Below are 26622 nucleotides of genomic sequence, written 5' to 3' on the forward strand. Positions count from 1 at the left end.
GAGACTTCAGTGTCCCCTTCGTCTAGAGGCCCAGGACACCGCCCTTTCACGGCGGTAACAGGGGTTCGAATCCCCTAGGGGACGCCACTTGCTGGTTCGTGAGTGAAAGTCACCTGCCGTCATATCTCAAAACTGACTTGCGAGTCACGTTTGAGATATTTGCTCTTTAAAAATCTGGATCAAGCTGAAAATTGAAACGACACATCTTAATGGTGTGTTCGAGTCTCTCAAATTTTCGCAATCAGAAGTGAAACATCTTCGGGTTGTGAGGTTAAGCGACTAAGCGTACACGGTGGATGCCCTGGCAGTCAGAGGCGATGAAGGACGTGCTAATCTGCGAAAAGCGCCGGCGAGGTGATATGAACCTTTGACCCGGCGATGTCCGAATGGGGAAACCCAGTGTGATTCGTCACACTATCGTTAACTGAATACATAGGTTAACGAGGCGAACCGGGGGAACTGAAACATCTAAGTACCCCGAGGAAAAGAAATCAACCGAGATTCCCCCAGTAGCGGCGAGCGAACGGGGAGCAGCCCAGAGTCTGAATCAGCTTGTGTGTTAGTGGAAGCGTCTGGAAAGTCGCACGGTACAGGGTGACAGTCCCGTACACGAAAGCACACTTGCTGTGAACTCGAAGAGTAGGGCGGGACACGTGATATCCTGTCTGAATATGGGGGGACCATCCTCCAAGGCTAAATACTCCTGACTGACCGATAGTGAACCAGTACCGTGAGGGAAAGGCGAAAAGAACCCCGGCGAGGGGAGTGAAAAAGAACCTGAAACCGTGTACGTACAAGCAGTGGGAGCACCTTCGTGGTGTGACTGCGTACCTTTTGTATAATGGGTCAGCGACTTATATTCTGTAGCAAGGTTAACCGTATAGGGGAGCCGAAGGGAAACCGAGTCTTAACTGGGCGTTAAGTTGCAGGGTATAGACCCGAAACCCGGTGATCTAGCCATGGGCAGGTTGAAGGTTGGGTAACACTAACTGGAGGACCGAACCGACTAATGTTGAAAAATTAGCGGATGACTTGTGGCTGGGGGTGAAAGGCCAATCAAACCGGGAGATAGCTGGTTCTCCCCGAAAGCTATTTAGGTAGCGCCTCGTGAACTCATCTTCGGGGGTAGAGCACTGTTTCGGCTAGGGGGCCATCCCGGCTTACCAACCCGATGCAAACTACGAATACCGAAGAATGTTATCACGGGAGACACACGGCGGGTGCTAACGTCCGTCGTGAAGAGGGAAACAACCCAGACCGCCAGCTAAGGTCCCAAAGTCATGGTTAAGTGGGAAACGATGTGGGAAGGCACAGACAGCCAGGATGTTGGCTTAGAAGCAGCCATCATTTAAAGAAAGCGTAATAGCTCACTGGTCGAGTCGGCCTGCGCGGAAGATGTAACGGGGCTAAACCATGCACCGAAGCTGCGGCAGCGACACTATGTGTTGTTGGGTAGGGGAGCGTTCTGTAAGCCGTTGAAGGTGTGCTGTGAGGCATGCTGGAGGTATCAGAAGTGCGAATGCTGACATAAGTAACGATAAAGCGGGTGAAAAGCCCGCTCGCCGGAAGACCAAGGGTTCCTGTCCAACGTTAATCGGGGCAGGGTGAGTCGACCCCTAAGGCGAGGCCGAAAGGCGTAGTCGATGGGAAACAGGTTAATATTCCTGTACTTGGTGTTACTGCGAAGGGGGGACGGAGAAGGCTATGTTAGCCGGGCGACGGTTGTCCCGGTTTAAGCATGTAGGCGGAGGTTCCAGGTAAATCCGGTACCTTTTAACGCTGAGGTGTGATGACGAGGCACTACGGTGCTGAAGTAACAAATGCCCTGCTTCCAGGAAAAGCCTCTAAGCATCAGGTAACATTAAATCGTACCCCAAACCGACACAGGTGGTCAGGTAGAGAATACCAAGGCGCTTGAGAGAACTCGGGTGAAGGAACTAGGCAAAATGGTGCCGTAACTTCGGGAGAAGGCACGCTGATATGTAGGTGAAGCCCCTGCGGGTGGAGCTGAAATCAGTCGAAGATACCAGCTGGCTGCAACTGTTTATTAAAAACACAGCACTGTGCAAACACGAAAGTGGACGTATACGGTGTGACGCCTGCCCGGTGCCGGAAGGTTAATTGATGGGGTTAGCGGCAACGCGAAGCTCTTGATCGAAGCCCCGGTAAACGGCGGCCGTAACTATAACGGTCCTAAGGTAGCGAAATTCCTTGTCGGGTAAGTTCCGACCTGCACGAATGGCGTAATGATGGCCAGGCTGTCTCCACCCGAGACTCAGTGAAATTGAACTCGCTGTGAAGATGCAGTGTACCCGCGGCAAGACGGAAAGACCCCGTGAACCTTTACTATAGCTTGACACTGAACACTGGTCCTTGATGTGTAGGATAGGTGGGAGGCTTTGAAGTGTGGACGCCAGTCTGCGTGGAGCCGTCCTTGAAATACCACCCTTTAATGGCTGGTGTTCTAACGTAGACCCGTGATCCGGGTTGCGGACAGTGTCTGGTGGGTAGTTTGACTGGGGCGGTCTCCTCCCAAAGAGTAACGGAGGAGCACGAAGGTTAGCTAATCCTGGTCGGACATCAGGAGGTTAGTGCAATGGCATAAGCTAGCTTGACTGCGAGAGTGACGGCTCGAGCAGGTGCGAAAGCAGGTCATAGTGATCCGGTGGTTCTGAATGGAAGGGCCATCGCTCAACGGATAAAAGGTACTCCGGGGATAACAGGCTGATACCGCCCAAGAGTTCATATCGACGGCGGTGTTTGGCACCTCGATGTCGGCTCATCACATCCTGGGGCTGAAGTAGGTCCCAAGGGTATGGCTGTTCGCCATTTAAAGTGGTACGCGAGCTGGGTTTAGAACGTCGTGAGACAGTTCGGTCCCTATCTGCCGTGGGCGCTGGAGAATTGAGGGGGGCTGCTCCTAGTACGAGAGGACCGGAGTGGACGCATCACTGGTGTTCGGGTTGTCATGCCAATGGCACTGCCCGGTAGCTAAATGCGGAAAAGATAAGTGCTGAAAGCATCTAAGCACGAAACTTGCCCCGAGATGAGTTCTCCCTGAGACTATAAGTCTCCTGAAGGAACGTTGAAGACGACGACGTTGATAGGTCGGGTGTGTAAGCGCAGCGATGCGTTGAGCTAACCGATACTAATGAACCGTGAGGCTTAACCTTACAACGCCGAAGGTGTTTTGGCGAAGAGACAGACACGATTTTCAGCCTGATACAGATTAAACAGAATTTGCCTGGCGGCTTTAGCGCGGTGGTCCCACCTGACCCCATGCCGAACTCAGAAGTGAAACGCCGTAGCGCCGATGGTAGTGTGGGGTCTCCCCATGTGAGAGTAGGGAACTGCCAGGCATCAATTAAGTGAAGAGGCCATCCGGAAGGATGGCCTTTTTGCGTTTATGCGCCAAAAAAACGGCAGGCCGGGCAAGGCAAAACCACCAACCCGGCACGTCAGACCGCACTCCACGTCACAATAAAGCCCGCAATCCCATCCACATCATTTAAGTCCAGCACCGGAACCTCAAGCGGCAATACCACATCACTGGCCACCGCAATGACATGCTCATCAAGCGTCAACTCACTCATATCATGCCCGGCATCGCTTCTGAACAGCAGGATCTTAGGCACTGCCTCATGCTTAAATCCCTCAATCAGCACCAGATCCAGGGTGGAATGATCCATCCGACTGACCAGATAAGCGAGATCCAGCGGCGCCTCATCTGGCGTTTCTGTCATTAACGCCCAGCGCTGAGGACTTGCTACCATCGTTTGTGCTGCTCCGGCCTTACGCAGCTCATAGCTGTCTTTTCCTGGCGTATCGATATCCATGTTGTGATGACTATGCTTAATCAATCCTGGACGAAGGCCTCTGGCACACAGCGCGGGTATCAGCTTTTTCAGCAGCGTGGTTTTCCCGGTCCCACTCCATGCGGAAATGGCTAAAAGAGGTATCATTTTTTCTCCTGCATCATCTGCAAATCTTCATGCGTATTCACGTTCACAAACGCTGATTTCACATCGCTAAAATCGACGGAATGGCCGCCAGACTCACGCATGAAGGCCATCACCCTGCGCTCTCCCGCAGCCAGATAGCTCTGCAGAGCAGGCGCTAGCGATCGATGCATCAACGCGATAGCAGGATGGTCACGCTCGCCGTCATGTACCCAGACCACAGGGGCCGTACCGCGAAGCAGGAACAGACGCTCAACGAGACCGGAGGGAATAAACGGGGTATCGCAGGGGCAGAAGATAAACCACTCTCCGTGCGACTGTTGCATGACCGAAAGCATACCGGCAAGCGGGCCCGGGTAATTCTCAAGGCTATCCTGATAAACGGCGTAGCCGCTGCGCCGGTAAGTGTCGATATGCCTGTTCGCGCTGATGGCTATAGTCGTCACCTGACCGGCGAGCGTATCGGCGACATGCTGCCACAAGGGCTTGCCATTAAGAAGCTGAAGCCCCTTATCTTTTCCGCCCATTCGTGTTGCTCTGCCGCCTGCCAGAACGACCCCGATGATTTCCTGGCTAAGATTCACGAATATCGCCTCTTTTATTGTGGGATTGACCCTGCTAACGTGTCACTCTAAATGAAAGGAGCACCACCATGAAATGTAAACGTCTGAATGAAGTTATTGAACTCCTCCAGCCCGCCTGGCAGAAAGAGCCAGAGCTCAATCTGATGCAATTTTTACAGAAACTGGCGAAAGAGTCAGGTTTTGACGGCGATCTGGCAGACCTTTCTGACGACATCCTGATTTACCACCTTAAAATGCGCGACTCTGCCAAAGATGCTGTTATTCCTGGTATTCAGAAAGATTATGAGGAAGATTTTAAGACTGCGCTGTTGCGCGCCCGAGGCGTAATTAAAGAGTAAAAGCTTGTAAGCGGCGGCACCGAAATCGCCACAAGATGATATCCTGAATCATTCGTATAATTTCCGGATGATCGGATGAACGACCAGGCTTTTACTTTCCAGACATTACACCCGGACACCATTATGGATGCCCTGTTTGAACAGGGTATTCGGGTGGATTCCGGGCTAACACCGTTAAACAGCTACGAAAACCGCGTCTATCAATTTCAGGACGAGGATCGTCAGCGCTACGTCGTAAAATTCTATCGTCCTGAACGCTGGTCCGCTGAACAAATTCAGGAAGAGCATCAGTTTGCTCACGATCTGCTGGATGACGATGTCCCTGTTGCCGCGCCACTGAAATTCAATAACCAAACGCTCCTCACGCACGAAGGGTATTACTACGCAGTATTCCCAAGCCTGGGTGGTCGTCAGTTTGAAGCGGATAATATCGATCAGATGGAGTGGGTTGCCCGCTATCTTGGGCGTATACACCAGACGGGACGCAAAAAAGCCTTTATTGCCCGCCCGACGATGGGAATTCAGGAATACCTTCTTGAACCGCGCGAACTATTCGAAACGTCTGCAATGATCCCCGCTGCGCTAAAGGATGATTTCCTCAACGCCACCGATAAGCTTATTGCTGCAGTGAAAACCTGCTGGCGCGATAATATTTCCGTCCTGCGCCTGCATGGCGATTGTCACGCCGGGAATATTCTCTGGCGTGACGGACCGCTGTTTGTCGATCTCGATGATGCGCGTATGGGGCCAGCGGTTCAGGACCTGTGGATGCTGCTCAATGGCGACAAAGCCGAGCAACGCATGCAGCTTGAAACCATTATTGAAGCTTATGAAGAATTTAGCCCGTTTAATTCAGACGAAATTGCCCTGATTGAGCCTTTACGTGCGATGCGTTTTGTTTATTATCTCGCATGGTTAATCAGGCGTTGGGACGATCCGGCATTTCCTCGAAATTTCCCGTGGCTTACCGGAGAGGATTACTGGCGTAGCCAGATATCAACATTTACTGAGCAGGTTAAGGTTCTTCAGGAGCCCCCTCTGCAATTAACGCCGATGTATTAATTGGACACACCCAGGAGAGAGTTAATCATGAAAAAAATTTGGCTGGCGCTGGCAGGTATGATTCTGGCATTTAGCGCTTCTGCTGCGCAGTTTACCGACGGCAAACAGTTCATCACGCTGGACAAGCCGGTCGCTGGCGAGCCACAGGTTCTGGAGTTCTTCTCGTTCTATTGCCCACACTGCTATCAGTTCGAGCAGGTGCTGCATGTTTCTGACAACGTGAAGAAAAAGCTGCCGGAAGGCACCAAAATGACCAAGTACCACGTTGAGTTCCTGGGCCCATTGGGTAAAGACCTGACTCAGGCATGGGCGGTGGCGATGGCACTGGGCGTGGAAGATAAGATCACTTCGCCAATGTTTGAAGCCGTACAGAAAACCCAGACCGTTCAGACCACTGCGGATATCCGTAAAGTGTTCGTTGATGCGGGCGTGAAAGGTGAAGAGTACGATGCCGCATGGAACAGCTTCGTGGTGAAATCACTGGTTGCCCAGCAGGAAAAAGCGGCTGCTGATCTCCAGCTTCAGGGCGTTCCGGCGATGTTTGTTAACGGCAAATATCAGCTGAACATGCAGGGCATGGACACCAGCAGCATGGATATTTTCGTACAGCAGTATGCAGATACCGTGAAATACCTGGTTGAGAAGAAGTAATTTCGTTGATGTAAAAACGCCGGTCACTGACCGGCGTTTTTGTATGAAGATTTTATCTTGTCTATCTGTTCGTCTTTCTCTTTCCAGAGCGTATTAAGCCACTGCTGGAAACGACGTTTGAAGTTCTTATCGTTTACGTAATCACCGTGCAGTTCAGCGTCAATCGGAACCAGATCAACGTGCACGACAATGCGCGTCAGTTTGCCGCTGAGCATATCGAAGAACGGTGTCCTGTCGTTTTCCGGATAGCAGAGCGTGACATTAAGAAGTTTATCGAACTGTGCTCCCAGTACGTTAAGCGCCATCGCAATCCCTGCCGCTTTTGGCGGCAACAGGTGCTGATAAGGAGAGCGAGTTTGCTGGCGCTTCTCTTCCGTAAACCGGGAACCTTCCACAAAGTTCACGATGGTCGTAGGATGTGCGCGAAACTTTTCACAGGAACGGCGCGTGGTCTCCACATCCTTACCGCGACGTTCCGGATGACGAATCAAATAGCTGCGCGAATAGCGTTTCATAAACGGCATATCGAGCGCCCAGCAGGCCAGCCCGATAAAAGGCACCCAGGCGAGCTGCTGTTTCAGGAAGTATTTGTTCATCGGGATGTGTTTGCGAAAAAGCACGCATAACACCACGATGTCCGCCCAGCTGTGGTGATTGCAGATCAGCAGGTACCAGTTCTTTTTGTTGAGACTCTCCAGCCCTTTGACATCCCACTTCAGATGCGGGTTAAGGCACAACAGGATCGCCAGCCCTTCGCACCAGCAATACATCATGAAGTTACAAAATGCGGACACGGCTCGCCACACCACGGGTATGGGCAGCAGCAGTTTAATGATCCCGGCGAGAATGATCGGCACGGAACAGGCGATCGTCACCAGGATAGTTAAAATGATGCTTAGCAGTAATGTTATTGCAGCGAGCAATCTCGACATGATGAGCTTTTTCAAATAGTTAGCTGTAAGTGAGCGACCGGCTAGTCGACGCTGGGCGCTGATTTTACCAGAAAACAGACAAATGAATGGCGCTTTCACATGATGATTTGGCGGCTTTTACCCTGGCGCAGCAGATTTCTCTGGGGTTCTGCGCGAATCAAGGCTTATATCCACATAGACTAAATTGCCATCAGTTGACCATATAGATAAGATCTAACAACATAACAGCATGATAATTAAGATCTAAATATTACCTCATATGTGTTTTTCGCGTCTGTTATTCATATGAAGTGAAAATATTCACAAACTTATCCACAGATTTATTTTTGCGAGCGATCCTCACGATCGCAAAATCTTTTCCTGTATCTGGCGCTAATAACTGATGTTTTCATCCTTCTGTGGCATCCTTTACTCATAAATTGATTAAAGGCACGGACATTATGGTTCAGATCCCAGAAAACCCTCTTATTCTCGTCGATGGCTCTTCTTACCTGTATCGGGCGTACCATGCGTTTCCTCCTCTGACCAATAGCGCAGGGGAACCTACCGGCGCAATGTACGGCGTGCTGAATATGCTGCGCAGCCTGATCCTGCAGTATCAGCCAACCCATGCGGCCGTTGTGTTTGATGCGAAAGGCAAAACGTTCCGCGACGAGTTGTTTGAACATTACAAATCCCATCGTCCGCCAATGCCTGACGATCTGCGTGCGCAGATAGAGCCGCTGCATGCCATGGTAAAAGCCATGGGGCTACCGCTGCTGGCCGTTTCTGGCGTTGAAGCCGATGACGTCATCGGTACGCTGGCGCGTGAAGCTGAAAAGATGGGCCGTCCGGTGCTGATCAGCACCGGTGATAAAGATATGGCACAGCTGGTGACGCCAGGTATTACCCTGATTAACACCATGACCAACACCATTCTGGGGCCTGAAGAGGTCGTCACTAAGTATGGCGTACCGCCAGAGCTGATTATCGATTTCCTCGCGTTGATGGGCGACTCCTCGGATAACATTCCTGGTGTTCCTGGCGTCGGTGAGAAAACTGCGCAGGCGCTGCTTCAGGGACTGGGCGGGCTGGATACGCTCTACGCCGAATCAGACAAAATCGCCGGGCTCTCCTTCCGTGGTGCAAAAACCATGGCCGGAAAACTGGAAGAGAACAAAGAGGTGGCTTATCTCTCTTATAAGCTGGCAACCATCAAAACCGATGTTGAACTGGAGCTGGGCTGTGAGCAGCTGGAAGTGCAGCAGCCTTCTGCGGACGAGCTTCTGAGTCTGTTTAAGAAATACGAATTTAAGCGCTGGATCACTGACGTGGAAGCCGGCAAGTGGCTGCAGGCAAAAGGGGCGAAACCTGCGGCAAAACCGAAGGAGACGATTGTCGTTGATGCAGAAGAGCAGGCGGAAGAAGAAGCCGTGGCGCTTTCCTTCGACAACTACGAAACCCTTCTTGAAGAGTCGCAGCTCATTGCCTGGATCGAAAAGCTGAAAAAAGCGCCGGTCTTCGCCTTTGACACCGAAACGGACAGTCTCGATAACATTTCTGCCAATATGGTAGGCCTGTCATTTGCGACAGAGCCTGGTCATGCGGCCTATGTGCCCGTGGCGCACGATTACCTGGACGCGCCGGAGCAGATCTCCCGTGAACGCGTGCTTGAGCTGCTGAAGCCGATCCTGGAAGACGAAAAGGCGCTTAAGGTTGGGCAAAACCTCAAGTACGACCGTGGTATTCTACAAAACTACGGCATTGAACTGCGCGGGATCGCCTTCGACACCATGCTCGAATCCTACATTCTGGACAGCGTCGCGGGCCGCCATGATATGGATTCCTTATCTGACCGCTGGCTCAAACACAAAACGATCACCTTCGAAGAGATTGCCGGCAAAGGGAAAAATCAGCTCACCTTTAACCAGATTGCGCTCGAAGAGGCAGGACGCTACGCGGCGGAAGACGCTGACGTCACGCTGCAGCTGCACCTGAAGATGTGGCCAAAGCTGCAGAAGCACGAAGGTCCGCTGAACGTGTTCCAGCATATTGAGATGCCGCTGGTACCCGTGCTGTCCCGCATTGAACGCAACGGCGTAAAAATCGATCCAACGGTGCTGCATAACCACTCCGGGGAACTGGCGCAGCGTCTGACCGAGCTGGAGCAAAAAGCGCATGATCTTGCAGGCGAGCCGTTTAACCTCTCTTCACCGAAGCAGCTGCAAACCATTCTGTTTGAAAAGCAGGGCATCAAGCCGCTGAAGAAAACCCCTGGCGGCGCGCCGTCAACTTCTGAAGAGGTGCTGGAAGAGCTGGCGCTGGATTATCCGCTGCCAAAAGTAATTCTGGAGTACCGTGGTCTCGCGAAGCTGAAGTCTACCTACACCGATAAGCTCCCGCTGATGATCAACCCGAAAACGGGCCGCGTGCACACCTCATACCATCAGGCTGTCGCGGCGACCGGTCGACTCTCGTCTACCGATCCCAACCTGCAGAACATCCCGGTACGTAACGAAGAGGGCCGCCGTATTCGCCAGGCTTTCATCGCGCCAGAGGATTATCTGATTGTCTCGGCGGACTACTCGCAAATCGAACTGCGCATTATGGCGCACCTGTCCCGTGACAAAGGCCTGCTGAGTGCATTTGCCGAAGGGAAGGATATCCACCGGGCAACCGCGGCAGAAGTCTTCGGTTTGCCGCTGGACAGCGTAACCAACGAACAGCGCCGCAGCGCTAAGGCGATCAACTTCGGGCTGATTTACGGCATGAGTGCATTCGGGCTTTCGCGCCAGCTCAACATTCCGCGTAAAGAGTCGCAGAAGTATATGGATCTCTACTTTGAGCGTTATCCGGGCGTGCTGGAATATATGGAACGTACCCGCGCGCAGGCGAAAGAGAAAGGATACGTTGAAACCCTGGACGGCCGCCGTCTCTATCTCCCGGACATCAAATCCAGCAACGCGGCGCGCCGCGCGGGTGCAGAGCGTGCCGCGATCAACGCCCCGATGCAGGGTACTGCGGCGGACATTATTAAGCGTGCAATGATCGCCGTTGATGCCTGGCTGGAAAAAGAGAAGCCCCGCGTGAAAATGATCATGCAGGTACACGATGAACTGGTATTTGAAGTGCACAAGGACGACCTCGACGCCGTGTCGAAGAAGATCCACGAACTGATGGAAAGCAGCATGACGCTGGACGTGCCGTTGCTGGTGGAAGTGGGAAGTGGTGAAAACTGGGATCAGGCTCACTAAAGGTTCTGTGAATAACGCGCTGTTTATGTAAGTTTGCAACATAAGAACGCGCGTTTTGTGACGATCATTAGAATTCCCTATGTAAAGAATGAAAAAAAACTACAAAAAGTGCTTTTTCTGCAGCACAAAAAGGGGTAGAGTTATCGGCGTAGGGTACAGAGGTAAGATGTTCTATCTTTCAGACCTTTTACTTCACGTAATCGGATTTGGCTGAATATTTTAGCCGCCCCAGTCAGTAATGACTGGGGCGTTTTTTATTGCGGCAAAGAAACCTTCGGGCAAAAAAAAGCGCGGCCATCGCCGCGCCCGGTATTACTCTTCTTCCGCTTCCGTCGCGGGTTCCAGCTCGCTAAACCAGGTATCGAGCTTCTGACGCAGCTTGTCCACGCCCTGCTTTTTCAGCGAGGAGAACGGTTCAACCTGCACATCGCCGTTGAACGCCAGCACCGCTTCGCGAACCATATTCACCTGCGCTTTACGCGCGCCGCTTGCCAGCTTATCGGCTTTCGTCAGCAGCACCAGCACGGCGATATCGCTTGCTACGGCCCAGTCGATCATCTGCTGATCGAGATCTTTTAGCGGGTGACGAATATCCATCAGCACCACCAGACCTTTCAGGCACATGCGTTTTTCCAGGTATTCGCCCAGCGCACGCTGCCACTTGATCTTCATCTCTTCAGGCACCTGCGCGTAACCGTACCCCGGTAAGTCGACCAGGCGTTTGCCCTCTGCGACCTCAAACAGGTTGATCAGCTGGGTACGGCCAGGTGTTTTTGAGGTACGCGCCAGGTTCTTCTGATTGGTCAGCGTATTCAGGGCGCTGGATTTCCCCGCATTAGAGCGGCCAGCAAAGGCCACTTCAATACCGGTATCAGAGGGGAGGTGGCGAATATCGGGCGCACTGGTGACAAAATGCGTCTGTTGGTAGTTCCAGGTAGTCACGTGGTCGTCTCCAAAATCGTAATCTGAGGGGGATTATACCCGAATGCAGGCAAAAGGCTTTTCTGATTGCTATGCCCTGTAGGCGAATGCCCCCACCGGTGTGAGAGATCGGCCAGTGATGCTATGGGAGATTTCAGAGAATTCGCAGGCGTTAAAAAATGCAAACTGTTTTAAATCATAAGCTTATTTTCGGGTAATTGTCTGAAAATCTCTTTTTATACCGTTTCGTTGCTTGTTAGTTTAACGGAACAAGGTAAAGTGTGCGTCAGGGCGAGGAAGCCAACAGGAAATCGACTTAAGGATTAGGGTCAGGAGCGCCAGGAGGCGAAGACGCAGGATTGTCAGGACGACCAGCGCCTGGAGGCGTTTTAACAGGAAATGGAACCGTATCACGGACGGTATTAGCCAAGGGATAAACAGGGTTTGTTGTTGGCAAACATGGAATGTCTGACCCGCTAAGGGTTGTGAGTCAGGAAAAAAGGCGACAGATTGCTCTGTCGCCTTTTTTCTTTGCTTGCTTTCTGCTAGATTTCGCCGCAATTCTATACTGAAGAAAACGACTTAAAGATAAAACATCATGAAAAAACCAACCTCCGCTGCGGGCGCGAAACGCCCTGCAAAAGCACGCCGCAAAACGCGCGAAGAACTGAACCAGGAAGCGCGCGACCGCAAACGCGACAAAAAGCATCGCGGTCATGCTGCGGGTAGCCGTGCCAACGGTGGTGGTGCAGCGGGCGCTTCTGCAAAAGGCAAACAGCAGAAAGATCCTCGTATCGGCAGTAAAACACCCATTCCACTGGGCGTGACAGACACCCCGGTCACTAAGCAGCACAAACCAAAGAGCGAGAAACCTATGCTTTCACCGCAGGCTGAGCTGGATTTGCTGGAGAACGATGAGCGCCTGGACGCGCTGCTGGAACGTCTTGAAGAGGGTGAAACCCTGACCGCTGAAGAGCAGTCATGGGTGGATGCCAAACTGGATCGCATCGACGAGCTGATGCAGAAGCTGGGTCTGTCTTACGATGATGAAGACGACGAAGAAGAAGACGAAAAGCAGGAAGATATGATGCGTCTTCTGAAGGGTGGAAACTAACATTTGCACCCGGCAGGCACGATAGTCCTGCTTATAACCCTTCCGGTTATATGTTATCTGGTGTGGTTATTCGTTAAACTACGGCGGTTGTCGCGGCGACAGAAGTGGCTGCGCACCCGAATGATGGCCCGCAATGGGGTCAGAACGGGCCGCCGTATACGAACGCGACACCAACGGAAGGAGTGAGCATGTCAGCACCAACTATCGACTGGGATTTGGCCCTAATCCAGAAATATAACTATTCCGGGCCGCGTTATACGTCATACCCCACCGCGCTGGAGTTCTCCGATGCCTTCGGCGAAGGGGATTTTCAGCAGGCTGTTGCGCGCTATCCTGAGCGTCCGCTGTCGCTCTACGTCCATATTCCGTTCTGCCACAAGCTTTGCTACTTCTGCGGCTGCAATAAAATCGTGACCCGCCAGCAGCATAAAGCCGACCAGTACCTTGACGCGCTCGAACAGGAAATTGTGCATCGCGCGCCGCTGTTTAAAGGCCGTCACGTCAGCCAGTTGCACTGGGGCGGCGGTACGCCAACCTATCTGAATAAAGCGCAAATCAGCCGCCTGATGGCGCTTCTGCGCGATAATTTCAGTTTTAACGACGACGCAGAAATCTCGATCGAAGTCGATCCGCGTGAAATTGAGCTGGATGTCCTCGATCACTTACGCGCCGAAGGCTTCAACCGCCTGAGCATGGGCGTGCAGGATTTCAATAAAGAGGTTCAGCGCCTGGTGAACCGCGAGCAGGACGAAGACTTTATCTTTGCTTTACTCAACCATGCGCGTGAAATTGGCTTCACCTCGACCAATATTGACCTGATTTACGGCCTGCCAAAGCAAACACCGGAAAGCTTCGCCTTCACGCTGAAGCGCGTGGCCGAGCTCAACCCGGACCGTCTGAGCGTCTTTAACTACGCGCATCTGCCGACGCTCTTTGCTGCCCAGCGCAAAATCAAAGATGCCGATCTGCCTTCTGCCCAGCAGAAGCTGGATATCCTGCAGGAAACTATCACCTCGCTGACCGACACCGGCTATCAGTTTATCGGGATGGATCACTTTGCCCGTCCGGACGACGAACTGGCGGTCGCTCAGCGCGAAGGGGTCCTGCACCGCAACTTCCAGGGCTACACGACCCAGGGCGATACCGATCTGCTCGGCATGGGCGTCTCCGCCATCAGCATGATTGGCGACTGCTACGCGCAGAACCAGAAAGAGCTAAAGCTGTATTACCAGCAGGTTGATGAGACGGGCAACGCGCTGTGGCGCGGCATCGCATTAACCCGTGACGACTGTATCCGTCGCGATGTGATTAAGGCGCTTATCTGCAACTTCCGTCTCGATTTCAGCGACGTGGAAGCGCAGTGGGCGCTGAACTTCAGCGATTATTTTGCGGAAGACCTGAGGCTGCTGGCGCCGCTGGCGAAAGACGGGCTGGTGGATGTGTCGGAGAGCGCGATTGAGGTCACGCCAAAAGGGCGTCTGTTGATCCGGAATATCTGCATGTGCTTCGACGCGTATCTGCGTCAGAAAGCGCGTATGCAGCAGTTCTCGCGGGTAATTTAAACTGCAATGCCGGGTAAGCGAAGCGCCACCCGGCTTTTCATCGCCAACTCGCTAGCTAAACAGCCCAACCAGCGCCGCACACAGCACCGCCGCAACGGCGGTTTGTGGCGTGTGGCTTTCAGCGGCTCCGCTAGAGAGCATATTCACGAATGTTTCCAGCATGATGTTCACCCCCAATTTCCGGGCACGATCATACAAAACTCATCGGAACAGTAAAGCGCAAAATAACGGCAATTTGCGCTCAATTAATAACCTTTACACAAGCGCGGATATTACTCCATTCCCAGCTCTTTCAGCTTGCGCGTCAGGGTATTGCGTCCCCATCCCAACAGGCGAGCGGCTTCCTGCTTGTGGCCCTGCGTATGACGAAGCGCGGTAGTTAACAGCGTACGCTCCATCTCAGGTTGCGCTTCAGACAGCAGGTTTTGATGACCGGAACGCAGCGCGCGGTCGGCCCACTGCGCCAGCAGCGTTGCCCAGCTGTCCGGCAAAGCATGCCCGGTGCTGCTTTCAGGCGCGGTCGCTTCAAACAGCTCGGCCGGTAAATCCTGAATCAGCACTTCCTGACCGGCAGCCATCACGGTTAACCAGCGGCAGGTATTTTCCAGCTGACGCACGTTGCCCGGCCACGCCAGACGTGTCAGGGCGGCATCGGTTTCCGGGTGAAGCTGCTTGGCCTCCACACCCAGCTCGCGGGCGGCAACCTGCAGGAAATGGCGCGCCAGGCGGGGAATATCTTCCCGACGTTCACGCAGCGGCGGCAGATGAACGCGAATGACGTTCAGTCGATGGAATAAATCCTCACGGAATTTGCCTTCCTGCACGCGCTGCTCCAGGTTCTGGTGGGTCGCGGCGATAATGCGCACGTCCACCTTCACCGGCGCATAGCCGCCCACGCGGTAAAACTGTCCGTCCGCCAGCACGCGCAGCAGACGGGTCTGGACATCCAGCGGCATATCGCCGATCTCATCCAGGAACAGCGTGCCGCCGTCTGCCTGTTCGAAGCGCCCCTGGCGAATGGTATTTGCGCCGGTAAACGCCCCTTTTTCGTGCCCGAACAGTTCGGATTCAATCAAATCCTTCGGGATCGCCGCCATATTCAGGGCAATGAACGGTGCTTTTGCCCGCGGGCTGTGGCGATGAAGGGCATGCGCCACAAGCTCTTTACCGGTTCCCGATTCGCCGTTAATCAAGACGCTGATGGACGAGCGGGACAGACGGCCAATAATGCGAAAGACGTCCTGCATCGCCGGCGCTTCGCCGATGATGTCGGTGGTTGGCCCAAAATCGGGCGCGTGGCGCGGCTGCTGCTGCTCCTGATAATGGCTAATCGCGCGCTCGACCAGCGCCACCGCCTCGTCGATATCAAACGGTTTGGGCAGATAATCGAATGCCCCTTGCTGGTAAGCGCTCACCGCGGCATCCAGATCGGAGTGTGCCGTCATTATGATGACCGGAAGCATAGGGTGGCGTTGTTTGATCTGCTTTAACAGCGCCAGCCCGTCCATGCCCGGCATGCGAATATCCGACAGCAGAACATCGGGCGTTTTGGTGGTGAGTGCGTCGAGCACTTCGCTGCCGCTCTCAAACGTCGTGCAGCTTAATCCCGCCCCCGTGAGCGCGCGTTCAAGCACCCAACGGATGGAGCTATCGTCATCGACTACCCAGACTATCCCTCGTTGCATAAACGTCACCTTTATTTTTTAATCGGCAGGAAAACCGAAAACTCGGTATGTCCCGGCCAACTGGTAAATTCAATTTTTCCAGAGTGTTGATCGATCAAACTGCGGGCAATGGATAAGCCCAGGCCGGTTCCGCCTTCGCGACCGCTGACCATCGGGTAGAACAGGGTGTCCTGCAGATGCGATGGAATGCCGGGCCCGTTATCCTCGACGTCGATTCGGGCCGCAAGCCGGTAGCGCACGCCGTGTAACGTGAGCTGGAAGGCGGTACGGGTGCGTAAAATAATCTCGCCCCCGTCGGACCCCAGCGCCTGCAGGGCATTGCGCACAATGTTCAACAGGACCTGCTCAATCTGATCCGGGTCATGGGCCAGTTCCGGCAGGCTTGGGTCGTAATCACGTACCAGCGTGACGTTCTCCGGCAGCTCCATCGAGACGAGCTTCACCACCCGTTCAGCCACTTTATGGATGCTTTCTGTGACGTGCATTCCCGGCTGCTGTGGCCCGAGAAGGCGGTCAACCAGATTCCGCAGGCGGTCCGCCTGCTCGATGATGACGTTGGTGTACTCCGCCAGCGCAGGGTCGGGCAGCGCCTTGGTCAGAAGCTGCGCCGCACCGCGTAATCCGCCCAGCGGGTTTTTGATTTCATGTGCCAGACCGCGCACCAGGTCTCGGGCGGCAATTTGCTGTGCATGCTGAAGCTGTTCCTGGCTCAGTCGGCGCTGATTATCCATCGGCGCCATTTCCAGCAGGATCAGGCCTTCGGGAAGACGTTGCGCGGTCAGCGACAGAATGTGCGAGCGCCCGTCGATCACCAGCGTCACTTCGTTATCGGTGAAACCCTGGCCCGCCTGTAAACTTTCCTGCATCAGGCCAATATTCAGCGAAAAATAGCTCAGGAGTTCCGGAAGTGGGGTGCCAAACAGTTTACGTGCGCTTTGGGCGAGCAGCTGCTGTGCCGCCGGGTTGGCGTAATGAACGGCCAGCTCGTCATCGACCAGCAAAATGCTGTTAATCAAAGAATTGAGGATCTGCCCAGCATCGGGCAGCGTGCCAGTTGCCATTCAGCAGTCTCCTGGAGTCGTTTGCACTAATTTAGTGCAGTATAGCGTTTTCGGCGTCAAAAGCGCGTGAGATCAGATTGTTGGTGGAGAAAAAAGCCCATCCGGAGATGGGCTAAAAGTTTCCACGGCAACTACTCCCGGCGCTTGTCACGCCGGGTAAAACAACTTAATTAAACGCTGTAGTACAGTTCGAACTCAACCGGATGCGGAGTCATACGCACGCGGTCGTTCTCTTCAGTGCGCAGCGCGATGTAAGCATCGATAGCGTCGTCAGTGAATACGCCACCTGCAGTCAGGAACTCGCGGTCTGCGTCCAGCGCCTGCAGGGCTTCTTCCAGAGAGCCAGCAACCTGTGGGATCTCTTTCGCTTCTTCTGGCGGCAGGTCGTACAGGTTTTTGTCCATCGCTTCGCCCGGGTGGATCTTGTTCTTGATACCGTCCAGACCGGCCATCAGCAGTGCTGCGAAGCACAGGTATGGGTTAGCCGCTGGATCCGGGAAGCGCACTTCGATACGACGCGCTTTAGGAGATGCCACCACCGGGATACGGATAGAAGCAGAACGGTTACGCGCAGAGTAGGCCAGCATCACTGGCGCTTCGTAGCCCGGGACCAGACGCTTGTAGGAGTTGGTGGTTGGGTTCGCCAGGGCGTTGATCGCTTTAGCGTGTTTGATTACGCCGCCAATGTAATACAGCGCCTGCTCGGACAGACCGGCATATTTGTCACCAGAGAACAGGTTGGTACCGTTCTTGGACAGAGACATGTGGCAGTGCATACCGGAACCGTTATCGCCAAACATTGGTTTTGGCATGAAGGTCGCGGTTTTACCGAAACGGTGCGCAACGTTGTGCACAACGTATTTGTAGATCTGAATTTCGTCCGCTTTTTTGGTCATGGTGTTGAAGCGGGTAGCCACTTCGTTCTGACCCGCCGTCGCCACTTCGTGGTGGTGCGCTTCAACAACCAGGCCCATCTCTTCCATCACCAGACACATGGTGGAACGAATGTCCTGTGCAGAGTCGACCGGAGGAACCGGGAAGTAACCGCCTTTCACGCCTGGACGGTGACCTTTGTTACCACCTTCGTATTTGGTGGAGGAGTTCCATGCGCCTTCGATGTCGTCGATAGCCACGTGGGAGCCAGAAATAGAGGCGCCGAAACGGATGTCATCGAACAGGAAGAACTCTGGCTCTGGCCCGAACAGAACGGTGTCTGCGATGCCGGTAGAACGCAGGTACTCTTCAGCGCGTTTCGCGATGGAACGTGGGTCGCGGTCGTAGCCCTGCAGGGTGCCTGGCTCGAGGATGTCGCAACGGATGATCAGGGTAGGTTCTTCGAAGAACGGATCAATGACCGCAGTGGTCGCATCTGGCATCAGAACCATGTCGGATTCGTTAATGCCTTTCCAGCCACCAATGGAGGAGCCGTCAAACATTTTGCCTTCTTCAAAGAATTCGGCGTTCACCTGATGAGCAGGGATTGTGACGTGCTGTTCTTTACCTTTGGTATCGGTGAAGCGCAGATCAACAAACTTCACTTCATGTTCGTTCAGCATCGTCAAAACGTGTTCAGCGGACATACTTAACTCTCCAGATTGGTCATTGTCGTCGTGGTAACGAGGTCTTCAATTTCTGTTTGTACTGGCTGGTGCCATGTATTTTTTATAAAGCGAAATCTGTGCCAACTTTTAAAACACCCCAAAAAGGCGTTATCATGCGCACCATAGTGCAAAAGGGCTGCACCACGATGGATTTGTTGCACCAGTATAGTGCTTCAATGTGAACATTGAGCACCATATTGGTGCAATTTACGTTAAAGTGCCCTTTTACCGCTCCGTGAAAGCGATCACAAAGCATCTCTGCAATACTTGTTTGCGGGGGATGTTTGTGATCCTGTTTTGTAGTGCGATTAATCCGTGTACAATAACGCGCTATTTCTAAATGCCTGAGGCAAAGTTGTGATCGAAAATTTGCGTAACATCGCCATCATCGCGCACGTTGACCATGGTAAAACTACCCTGGTTGATAAGCTGCTGCAGCAATCCGGTACGTTTGATGCGCGTGCCGAAACCCAAGAACGCGTGATGGACTCCAACGATTTGGAGAAAGAGCGTGGGATTACCATCCTCGCGAAAAACACCGCGATTAAATGGAATGACTACCGTATCAACATCGTTGATACCCCAGGGCACGCCGACTTCGGTGGTGAAGTTGAACGTGTAATGTCCATGGTAGACTCCGTTCTGCTGGTCGTTGACGCAATGGATGGCCCAATGCCACAGACGCGCTTCGTGACCAAAAAAGCATTTGCCCATGGTCTGAAGCCAATCGTTGTTATCAACAAAGTTGACCGCCCTGGCGCGCGTCCTGACTGGGTTGTTGACCAGGTATTCGACCTGTTCGTTAACCTCGACGCGACAGACGAGCAGCTGGACTTCCCTATCGTTTACGCCTCTGCGCTGAACGGTATCGCAGGTCTGGACCACGAAGACATGGCTGAAGACATGACCCCGCTGTATCAGGCGATTGTTGACCGTGTTCCTGCGCCAAACGTCGATCTCGACGGTACCCTGCAGATGCAGATCTCTCAGCTCGACTACAACAACTACGTTGGCGTTATCGGCATTGGTCGTATTAAGCGCGGTAAAGTGAAGCCGAACCAGCAGGTCACTATCATCGATAGCGAAGGCAAAACCCGTAACGGTAAAGTTGGTAAAGTACTGACTCACCTGGGTCTTGAGCGTATCGAGAGCGACATCGCTGAAGCGGGCGACATCATCGCGATCACCGGTCTGGGTGAACTGAACATCTCCGACACCATCTGCGATCCGCAGAACGTCGAAGCGCTGCCAGCCCTGTCCGTTGATGAACCAACCGTATCCATGTTCTTCAACGTCAACACCTCTCCGTTCTGTGGTAAAGAAGGTAAGTTCGTTACCTCTCGTCAGATCCTTGACCGTCTGAACAAAGAGCTCGTGCACAACGTTGCGCTACGTGTTGAAGAAACCGAAGACGCTGATGCATTCCGCGTTTCTGGTCGTGGTGAACTGCACCTGTCTGTTCTGATCGAAAACATGCGTCGTGAAGGTTTCGAAATGGCGGTTTCCCGTCCGAAAGTAATCTTCCGCGAAATCGACGGCCGTAAACAAGAGCCGTTCGAAAACGTGACGCTGGACGTTGAAGAGCAGCACCAGGGTTCTGTGATGCAGGCTCTGGGTGAGCGTAAAGGCGACCTGAAAAACATGAATCCAGATGGCAAAGGCCGCGTACGTCTCGACTACGTGATCCCAAGCCGTGGCCTGATCGGCTTCCGTTCAGAGTTCATGACCATGACCTCCGGTACCGGTCTGCTGTACTCCACCTTCAGCCACTACGACGACGTTCGTCCGGGCGAAGTGGGCCAGCGTAACAACGGCGTGCTGATCTCCAACGGTCAGGGTAAAGCGGTTGCGTTTGCGCTGTTCGGTCTGCAGGATCGCGGTAAGCTGTTCCTGGGTCACGGTGCTGAGGTTTATGAAGGCCAGATCATCGGTATTCACAGTCGTTCTAACGACCTGACAGTAAACTGCCTGACCGGTAAGAAACTGACCAACATGCGTGCGTCCGGTACTGACGAAGCAACGGTTCTGGTTCCACCGATCAAGATGACTCTGGAGCAGGCTCTGGAATTCATCGATGATGACGAACTGGTCGAAGTGACTCCACAGTCAATTCGTATCCGTAAACGTCACCTGACCGAGAACGATCGTAAACGTGCTATGCGCGGTGCGAAAGAAGACTAATACGGTCAATCCGTAGTAAAAAAAGCCGCTGAGAAATCAGCGGCTTTTTTATTAGAACGAATAACGTAACCCCAGGCGGATCCTGTACTGCTCGCGGTTGTAATCATTCCATCTGTCCAGCCACTGGAGTTCGAGGTACGGCAGCCAGTTTCTGTCGATCTTATAGCTGAACTTGTTGGTAATTTCCCAGTGATGGTCTTTGCCATTTTTGCTGTGGTAATCATTCACCCGCTGGAAAAAGTGCGGCTCAAAGGTGTAGAAAAACGCATCCGTCACTTTGAAATTCCAGTAATTGGCAAATTCGTGCGTGTCGTTCTTATCCATCTGCCCGTTATAGTCCGGCGTATCGTAGTTGTTATGGTTATAGCGATAGCGGAACGTCAGATTAAACCCGTCTGTAAATTTGTAGTTGGTATCTAAATAAACCGCACCGCCGGACCCTGCGCTGCTGTCGTTAATCAATCCACCGGGCTGGAAGGTGAGTTTGTCGGTCGGCTTAAAGAGCGGATACCACCCCTCGACTTCGTTATAGCTGTGTTTCAGCTCATCCCATTTGCCCACGTTATAGGCGTTGGTGAACATCAGTCCCGCGCCCATATCGAAGTTATAGCCCGCACGCAGGATCACCTCGTGCAGCTCTGAGGCCGTATTGTAGGCTTCGCGGGTTTCGACATAGGCCCCGGCAAATACCGGGCAGGACACAGACGACACGATCAGTACAGTGATGATTCTTTTCATAATTTGTCCATGTATCAGGTACAGAAAGGCCTCCCTCCTGATAAGCAGGAAGGACATAGTGGCCGGATTTATTGTTATAAAGTGACTGCTGACGCTTTATTGTTGGTGGTTAACTCAGGGGTATTCGCGGTTTGTTTCTTCCGTTTTCCAATCTCCTCGATAATAAAGGCGAAGCGCGCTTCGTTGAGTTTATAAAACAGCCCCATGGTCACGGCAGCAACAATCGCCAGGCCGCACGGCCAGAGGAAAATAAGCTGACGCAACCCAAGCAGCGTGCCCACGCTCTGCACGGCATGGGGAACGTAGCCAATCTGGGTCAGCATAATGCCGGGCAGGAAACCGGCGAGCGCGGCGGAGATTTTGCGCGAGAAGGTATAGCCGGTATACACCGACCCTTCGGCGCGGATGCCGGTTTTCCACTCGCCGTAATCAACGGTATCCGGCACCAGCGCCCAGTTAAGGCTGTTCACAAACGCCGTGCCGAAGAAGGCCATGCAGGAAAACAGCACGAACAGCAGGGAGCTGGTCCCCCAGAAGAAGTTCAGCACGTCGCCTACTGCCCATAGCGTCAGCCCACCCAGATAGACCGGCTTCTTGCCAAAGCGCTTCACCGCGCCCGGCACCAGAAACACGCCAATCAGAATGCAGCCCATGCTGAAGAAGCCCATCCACGACAGCAGGTGCAGATCGTTCAGCACGTACTGGGTGTAATAGACCTGAATCGCCAGCTTGATGTTAAATGCAGCGAGGGTACACAGGTTGGCGATACACAGTACCAGCAGCGGCGGGTTACGAAAGATGGCGCAGAACGATTTCAGCATGCCGGGCTTATGATGATCGGGCGTGAGCTCCACGTAGCGTTCTTTCACGCCGCTATAGCACCACCACATGCAGAACAGGCCGCCGGTGACGAACACCAGCGCAGCCACCAGATAGCCGAGGGAGGGCTGGTGGATGAACAGCGCCTGAATGGGCATAAAGCCGACGGTGCAGAGCAAGAGCCCTACCGTTGCGCCACCCTGACGCCACGCCGCCAGCTGCGCGCGCTCGTTCGGGTTTTTGGTGATGGCCGGGACCATCGCGCCGTAGGCGCAGTTCATCAGGCTATAACAGAGGCCAAACATCATGAAGAGCACGGTGGCGAGCGCCGTTTTCACCGTCAGGCTAAAGTCGTTGGCCATAAACTGCGCCGTCGCGACCAGCGCCACCGGCACGGAGGCGTAAAGAATGAATGGCCGGAACTTCCCCCTCGGTCCGATGTTGCGCCGGGAATCGAGCAGTACGCCGGTCAGCATGTCGGTCAACGCGGTAAAAAACTTCGCCACCAGGAAAATAATGCCGCCATAGAACGCCGGCATGCCCAGTTCATCGGTGTAAAACTTCAGCAAATACAACGTCCCGATACAGAGCATCAGGTTCGAGCCAAAATCGCCCATCCCGTAGGCGCACTTCTCTCGCAGGCTCAACTTCAGGGTTAACGGATCAGTGTTATGTGTCATGGTCGATCCTCAGAGCGCCCCGCAGGGCGCTCTATCACGTCATTATGCCGTACGTTTGCGCAGCTCGATCTCTTCGACGATGCGCACATACATCTTCTCGTTGAGGTTGTAGAAGCAGCCCATCGCCACGATGGTGATGACCGCCAGCAGGCTCGGATAGATAAATATCAGCTGCCGCAGCCCTTCAACCGTGCCACTGGATTGCACCACGTTGGGCACATAGCCGATCTGGGTGAGCATGATCCCCGGGAAGAAGCCCGCCAGCGCCTGGGAGACCTTCCTGAAGAAGGTAAAGCCGGTGTACACCGTTCCTTCGGAGCGCACGCCGGTGCGCCACTCACCGTACTCCACGGTATCGGACACCAGCGCCCAGTTCAGGCTGTTCACGAACGCGGAGCCGAAAAAGGCCAGGCAGGAGAACGCCACAAAGCTCACCGAGCCGCCGCCGAAGAAGTAGTTGAGCAGATCGCCCGCCACCCAAATCGTCAGCCCGCTGATGTAGACCTTTTTCTTGCCAAAGCGCCGCACCGCGCCGGGCATCATAAAGACGCCGATAAAAATGCAGCCCATGCTGAAGAAGCCCATGTACGACAGCAGGATCGGGTCGTTCAGCACGTACTGCGTGTAGTAGACCTGAATGGCGAGCTTGACGTTAAACGCGCCCAGCGTGCACAGGTTCGCGATGCACAGGATAAACAGTGGACGGTTCCCGGCAATGGCGCGAAACGACTGCAGCAGCCCCGGTTTTTGCGCCGGGTTAGCGGGCTGCGCCTCGACGTAACGTTCGGTCACCCCCTTGTAGCACCACCACATAAAAAACAGTCCGAACAGCGAGAAGAGGGTGGCGGCAAAGATATAGCCAAGCTGGTCATTGCCTTCAATCAGGTTCATCACCGGGACAAAGCCGACGGTACAGAGCAGCAGGCCCAGCGTGGCGCCGCCCTGACGCCATGCGGCCAGCGAGGCGCGCTCGTCCGGGTTTTTGGTAATGGCGGGCACCATCGCGCCGTAGGAGCAGTTCATCATGCTGAAGAACAGGCCGTACAGCATAAACAGCACCGTCGCCATCACCGTTTTACCGGTGATTTCAAACGGCGTGCCGACGAAGTTGGCAATTGCCAGCAGCGTCACCGGGAACGCCGCGTACAGTACGAACGGGCGGAATTTCCCTTTCGGACCGATCCTGCGCCGGGAGTCGAGCATGATCCCGGTGCCCATATCGGTGAAGGCGGTAAAAAACTTCGCAATCAGGAAGATAATCCCACCGTAGGTGCCGGGCAGCCCCAGCACGTCGGTGTAAAACTTCAGCAAATAGAGTGTGCCGATATCCAGCAGGATGTTAGAGCCGAGATCGCCCATCCCGTAGGCGAGTTTTTCTTTAAACGGCAGGCGTAGGGTTGCCGGATCGGAAGTATGTTGACTCATTATTGTTCTCCGTCTGCCCGCAGGTTTCCCTGCGGGCGAGCCTTATCAGATATCACGTAAGGTGCTAAACAGATCTGCCCATTCGCTGTGCTGGCGGTAGAAGACCGGCGGCTTGCCGAGCGGGGCATCAACGGTCACGTCACCGCCCTGACAGGTTTCCCCGGTCCACGCATTCACCCAGCTGTCCTGCGGCAGATAGAGCGACCAGTCACGGCGCCCCTCTTCATAAACCGGCGCCACCAGCAGGTCGCGGCCAAACAGGTACTGGTATTTCAGCGTGTAGGCGCGCGCGTCGTCCTCGTAGTGCAGGAACAGCGGGCGCATCACCGGCAGGCCGCTTTTCGCGTTCTGCGCGACGGCGGCTTTGATATACGGCTTCAGGGTGGTGAAAACGGTGGTCATGCGCGCAAAGTGCGCGATGGTTTCCGCGTCGCCGTCAAACTGCCAGTTATCGCCGGGGCGGTTACCCTCATGGGTACGCATCATGGGCGTAAAGGCGCTGAAGTCGCACCAGCGCAACAGCAGTTCTTTGCTGCGCTTCATCTCGAACAGCGTGGTATAGCCGCCGATGTCGCTGTGGTGCAGGCCGTGGCCAGTCATCGCCAGAGACAGCGCCGCCGGAATCACCGAGGCCAGGCCGTCGTCGAGGCTCCAGTCGACGTTCTGATCCCCGGCCCACATCATCACCGAGTGCTTCTGGCTGCCGGTGTAGCCCGCGCGCATGAAGAACAGGATCTCGCCGAGCTTGCCGGTTTCCTGAAGCGCTTCGTAGTTACATTTGGCCCACAGGGCAGGCCAGGCGTTATGCATGATCTCCGCGCTCACGCCGTTATGCAGGAAGGTGTCGGTCGGCAGATACTCCCCGAAATCGGCCATCCAGCCGCCGCAGCCCAGTTCGATCAGGTTCTTTTTAATGACCTCTTTGTACCAGCCGTAGGCTTCCGGATTGGTCAGGTCGATAACGCCCGCGTAGAACTCGCCGAACTCGACGTGGTAATCCTCGCCGTCGGCGTTTTTGGTCAGATAGCCGCGCTGTGCCGCCTCTTCGCAGAGATCTTTATCGCTGGCGACGTACGGGTTGATATAGGAGAGGAACTGCACGCCTTCCTGTTTCCACTTCGCAATCCGCGCATCAAGCTGCGGATAGAGTGCGCTGTTCCACTTCCAGTTCCACATCACGCGCTTGCCGAAGGAGGTCATGCGGATGCCGGACCAGTCCTGCGCCCAGATGCCGTTCACCTTTACGCCGCCGTTACGCATGGTGTCGAGCTTCTGCTGGCACACCTCGGTGCCGCCCTGAATGCCCAGCGTCACGCCGTCGTACACCCAGTCCGGTAGCTCTGGCTGACGCCCCAGCAGGCCGGTCAGTTTTTCCAGCAGATCGACGTACGTTTCCGCACATTCGAAGCGCAGCGTGGCGTTATCTTCCCAGAACGCCAGCTCGTGGAAATCCGGCGCGCTGAAGTCGAAGTTCATATAACAGCTGTTATCCACGTGGCAGTAGTACTTCTGGGTGCTCACGAACGTAGGCTGCGGGAAGAAGGTCCAGTAGTAGTCGCCGCCCGCGTTCTCTTTGCAGTCGGCCTGCCAGGTGACGTAGGTCTGCTTGTTGCGGCCCACGCCCTGCTCGCTGGTCCACAGCGGGAACGGCTTGCCGCGCAGATCGAAGTAAGAGAACTGCTCGCCGCAGCCGTAAATATGATCGTCAGGCTGTGCTGCCAGCCGCAGCCAGATGCGGTTATGGCTGGCGGCGTCATTTTTCAGCTTCAGCTCCAGACGGCCTTCCGCATCCACGCCCACCAGCAGCGTCGCGCTCACCGCGTCGCCGCGGGTAAAGCGGATTGCCCAGCCCGCGCTTTGCTGCGTGACGGTCGCGTTCGTCAGGGCAATCTTTTCGTTGAGCTTGTCTTTGATGCTGAAGTTGCCGCGAAACATCTCGATATCGGCCTCGCCTGCGCCAATCCACAGGCAAGGGGCATCCGCAGAGTGGGATAAAATCAGACGGTCCTGCCAGCGCAGGGTGAAGCCACTTTCGTTATTTTTCAGGTCAATATTGTGTAGGGTACGCATAAAAAC

19 protein-coding genes, 1 tRNA gene and 2 rRNA genes are annotated in these 26622 nt (G+C 54.2%); 10 read left to right on the forward strand and 12 right to left on the reverse strand.

Annotation, left to right across the window (positions count from 1 at the left end; genetic code table 11):
- Positions 1–11 precede the first annotated feature (11 nt).
- From CWR52_RS12635 to rrf, 3 genes are all read left to right on the forward strand, one after another.
- Positions 12–87, forward strand: a tRNA-Glu gene (locus CWR52_RS12635).
- A gap of 182 nt (positions 88–269) precedes the next feature.
- Positions 270–3173: ribosomal RNA gene (locus CWR52_RS12640) — 23S ribosomal RNA — on the forward strand.
- Between the two features lie 70 nt (positions 3174–3243).
- Positions 3244–3359 (forward strand): 5S ribosomal RNA (rrf, locus tag CWR52_RS12645).
- 99 nt (positions 3360–3458) lie between these two features.
- On the opposite strand, the gene mobB is transcribed toward rrf, so the two are convergent.
- Together mobB and mobA are read right to left on the reverse strand one after the other, a co-directional pair.
- A complete protein-coding gene (gene mobB / locus CWR52_RS12650) occupies positions 3459–3962 on the reverse strand; it encodes a molybdopterin-guanine dinucleotide biosynthesis protein MobB (protein ID WP_104949827.1) in 504 nt (167 codons plus the stop codon).
- A complete protein-coding gene (gene mobA / locus CWR52_RS12655) occupies positions 3959–4543 on the reverse strand; it encodes a molybdenum cofactor guanylyltransferase MobA (protein WP_104949828.1) in 585 nt (194 codons plus the stop codon). The genes mobB and mobA overlap by 4 nt, the downstream gene beginning before the upstream one ends.
- Positions 4544–4611: 68 nt before the next feature.
- Here mobA and CWR52_RS12660 point away from each other — a divergent pair, with 68 nt between their 5' ends.
- From CWR52_RS12660 to dsbA, 3 genes are all read left to right on the forward strand, one after another.
- A complete protein-coding gene (locus CWR52_RS12660; protein ID WP_008501866.1) occupies positions 4612–4881 on the forward strand; it encodes a YihD family protein in 270 nt (89 codons plus the stop codon).
- A 75-nt stretch (positions 4882–4956) separates the two neighbouring features.
- A complete protein-coding gene (locus CWR52_RS12665) occupies positions 4957–5943 on the forward strand; it encodes a serine/threonine protein kinase (protein ID WP_104949829.1) in 987 nt (328 codons plus the stop codon).
- A gap of 27 nt (positions 5944–5970) precedes the next feature.
- Positions 5971–6594 (forward strand): thiol:disulfide interchange protein DsbA, encoded by a 624-nt coding sequence (gene dsbA / locus CWR52_RS12670; protein WP_045909081.1) that lies wholly within the window; start codon positions 5971–5973, stop codon positions 6592–6594.
- A 23-nt stretch (positions 6595–6617) separates the two neighbouring features.
- Here dsbA and CWR52_RS12675 read toward each other — a convergent pair whose 3' ends face one another.
- Positions 6618–7526, reverse strand: coding sequence for an acyltransferase (locus CWR52_RS12675; protein ID WP_045909134.1), 909 nt, complete (start codon positions 7524–7526; stop codon positions 6618–6620).
- Positions 7527–7966: 440 nt separating this feature from the next.
- Between CWR52_RS12675 and polA the strand changes: the two genes are divergently transcribed.
- The gene (polA, locus tag CWR52_RS12680) at positions 7967–10759 is read left to right on the forward strand and encodes a DNA polymerase I (RefSeq protein ID WP_104949830.1); all 2793 of its coding nucleotides are present in this window, start codon (positions 7967–7969) and stop codon (positions 10757–10759) included.
- Between the two features lie 312 nt (positions 10760–11071).
- Here the strand turns inward: polA and yihA are convergent, their stop codons facing one another.
- Positions 11072–11701 carry a ribosome biogenesis GTP-binding protein YihA/YsxC gene (yihA, locus tag CWR52_RS12685; protein ID WP_008501861.1) on the reverse strand — a complete coding sequence of 210 codons (630 nt, stop codon included), beginning with the start codon at positions 11699–11701 and terminating at the stop codon, positions 11072–11074.
- 577 nt (positions 11702–12278) lie between these two features.
- On the opposite strand from yihA, the gene yihI reads away from it, so the two are divergent.
- A complete protein-coding gene (yihI, locus tag CWR52_RS12690; RefSeq protein WP_014885763.1) occupies positions 12279–12794 on the forward strand; it encodes a Der GTPase-activating protein YihI in 516 nt (171 codons plus the stop codon).
- A gap of 188 nt (positions 12795–12982) precedes the next feature.
- Entirely contained in the window at positions 12983–14356 is a 1374-nt protein-coding gene (gene hemN / locus CWR52_RS12695; protein ID WP_104949831.1) for an oxygen-independent coproporphyrinogen III oxidase, read from the forward strand.
- A 51-nt stretch (positions 14357–14407) separates the two neighbouring features.
- Here the strand turns inward: hemN and CWR52_RS12700 are convergent, their stop codons facing one another.
- The 4 genes from CWR52_RS12700 to glnA form a co-directional block, all read right to left on the reverse strand.
- On the reverse strand, positions 14408–14518 hold the full coding sequence (locus tag CWR52_RS12700; RefSeq protein WP_032622955.1) for a YshB family small membrane protein: 111 nt from the start codon (positions 14516–14518) through the stop codon (positions 14408–14410).
- Positions 14519–14628: 110 nt separating this feature from the next.
- Complete coding sequence (gene glnG / locus CWR52_RS12705) at positions 14629–16041, reverse strand: nitrogen regulation protein NR(I) (RefSeq protein ID WP_023309765.1); 1413 nt, start codon at positions 16039–16041, stop codon at positions 14629–14631.
- Between the two features lie 11 nt (positions 16042–16052).
- Positions 16053–17102 carry a nitrogen regulation protein NR(II) gene (glnL, locus tag CWR52_RS12710; RefSeq protein WP_048028344.1) on the reverse strand — a complete coding sequence of 350 codons (1050 nt, stop codon included), beginning with the start codon at positions 17100–17102 and terminating at the stop codon, positions 16053–16055.
- A gap of 170 nt (positions 17103–17272) precedes the next feature.
- Complete coding sequence (gene glnA, locus CWR52_RS12720; RefSeq protein WP_008501856.1) at positions 17273–18682, reverse strand: glutamate--ammonia ligase; 1410 nt, start codon at positions 18680–18682, stop codon at positions 17273–17275.
- A 378-nt stretch (positions 18683–19060) separates the two neighbouring features.
- Here glnA and typA point away from each other — a divergent pair, with 378 nt between their 5' ends.
- Positions 19061–20884: a ribosome-dependent GTPase TypA gene (typA, locus tag CWR52_RS12725; protein ID WP_023331638.1), complete on the forward strand. Its 1824-nt coding sequence runs from the start codon at positions 19061–19063 to the stop codon at positions 20882–20884.
- A gap of 51 nt (positions 20885–20935) precedes the next feature.
- On the opposite strand, the gene ompL is transcribed toward typA, so the two are convergent.
- The 4 genes from ompL to CWR52_RS12745 all read right to left on the reverse strand — a co-directional run bounded on the left by ompL (position 20936) and on the right by CWR52_RS12745 (position 26616).
- Positions 20936–21622, reverse strand: coding sequence for a porin OmpL (gene ompL / locus CWR52_RS12730; protein WP_104949832.1), 687 nt, complete (start codon positions 21620–21622; stop codon positions 20936–20938).
- A gap of 74 nt (positions 21623–21696) precedes the next feature.
- Complete coding sequence (locus CWR52_RS12735) at positions 21697–23121, reverse strand: MFS transporter (protein ID WP_104949833.1); 1425 nt, start codon at positions 23119–23121, stop codon at positions 21697–21699.
- 42 nt (positions 23122–23163) lie between these two features.
- On the reverse strand, positions 23164–24546 hold the full coding sequence (locus CWR52_RS12740; RefSeq protein ID WP_039265617.1) for an MFS transporter: 1383 nt from the start codon (positions 24544–24546) through the stop codon (positions 23164–23166).
- Between the two features lie 45 nt (positions 24547–24591).
- Positions 24592–26616 (reverse strand): alpha-glucosidase, encoded by a 2025-nt coding sequence (locus CWR52_RS12745; protein WP_104949834.1) that lies wholly within the window; start codon positions 26614–26616, stop codon positions 24592–24594.
- Positions 26617–26622 lie beyond the last annotated feature (6 nt).

Origin of the sequence: Enterobacter sp. SGAir0187, assembly GCF_002952735.2 — a bacterium.
In the GTDB taxonomy this organism is placed as follows: domain Bacteria; phylum Pseudomonadota; class Gammaproteobacteria; order Enterobacterales; family Enterobacteriaceae; genus Enterobacter; species Enterobacter quasiroggenkampii.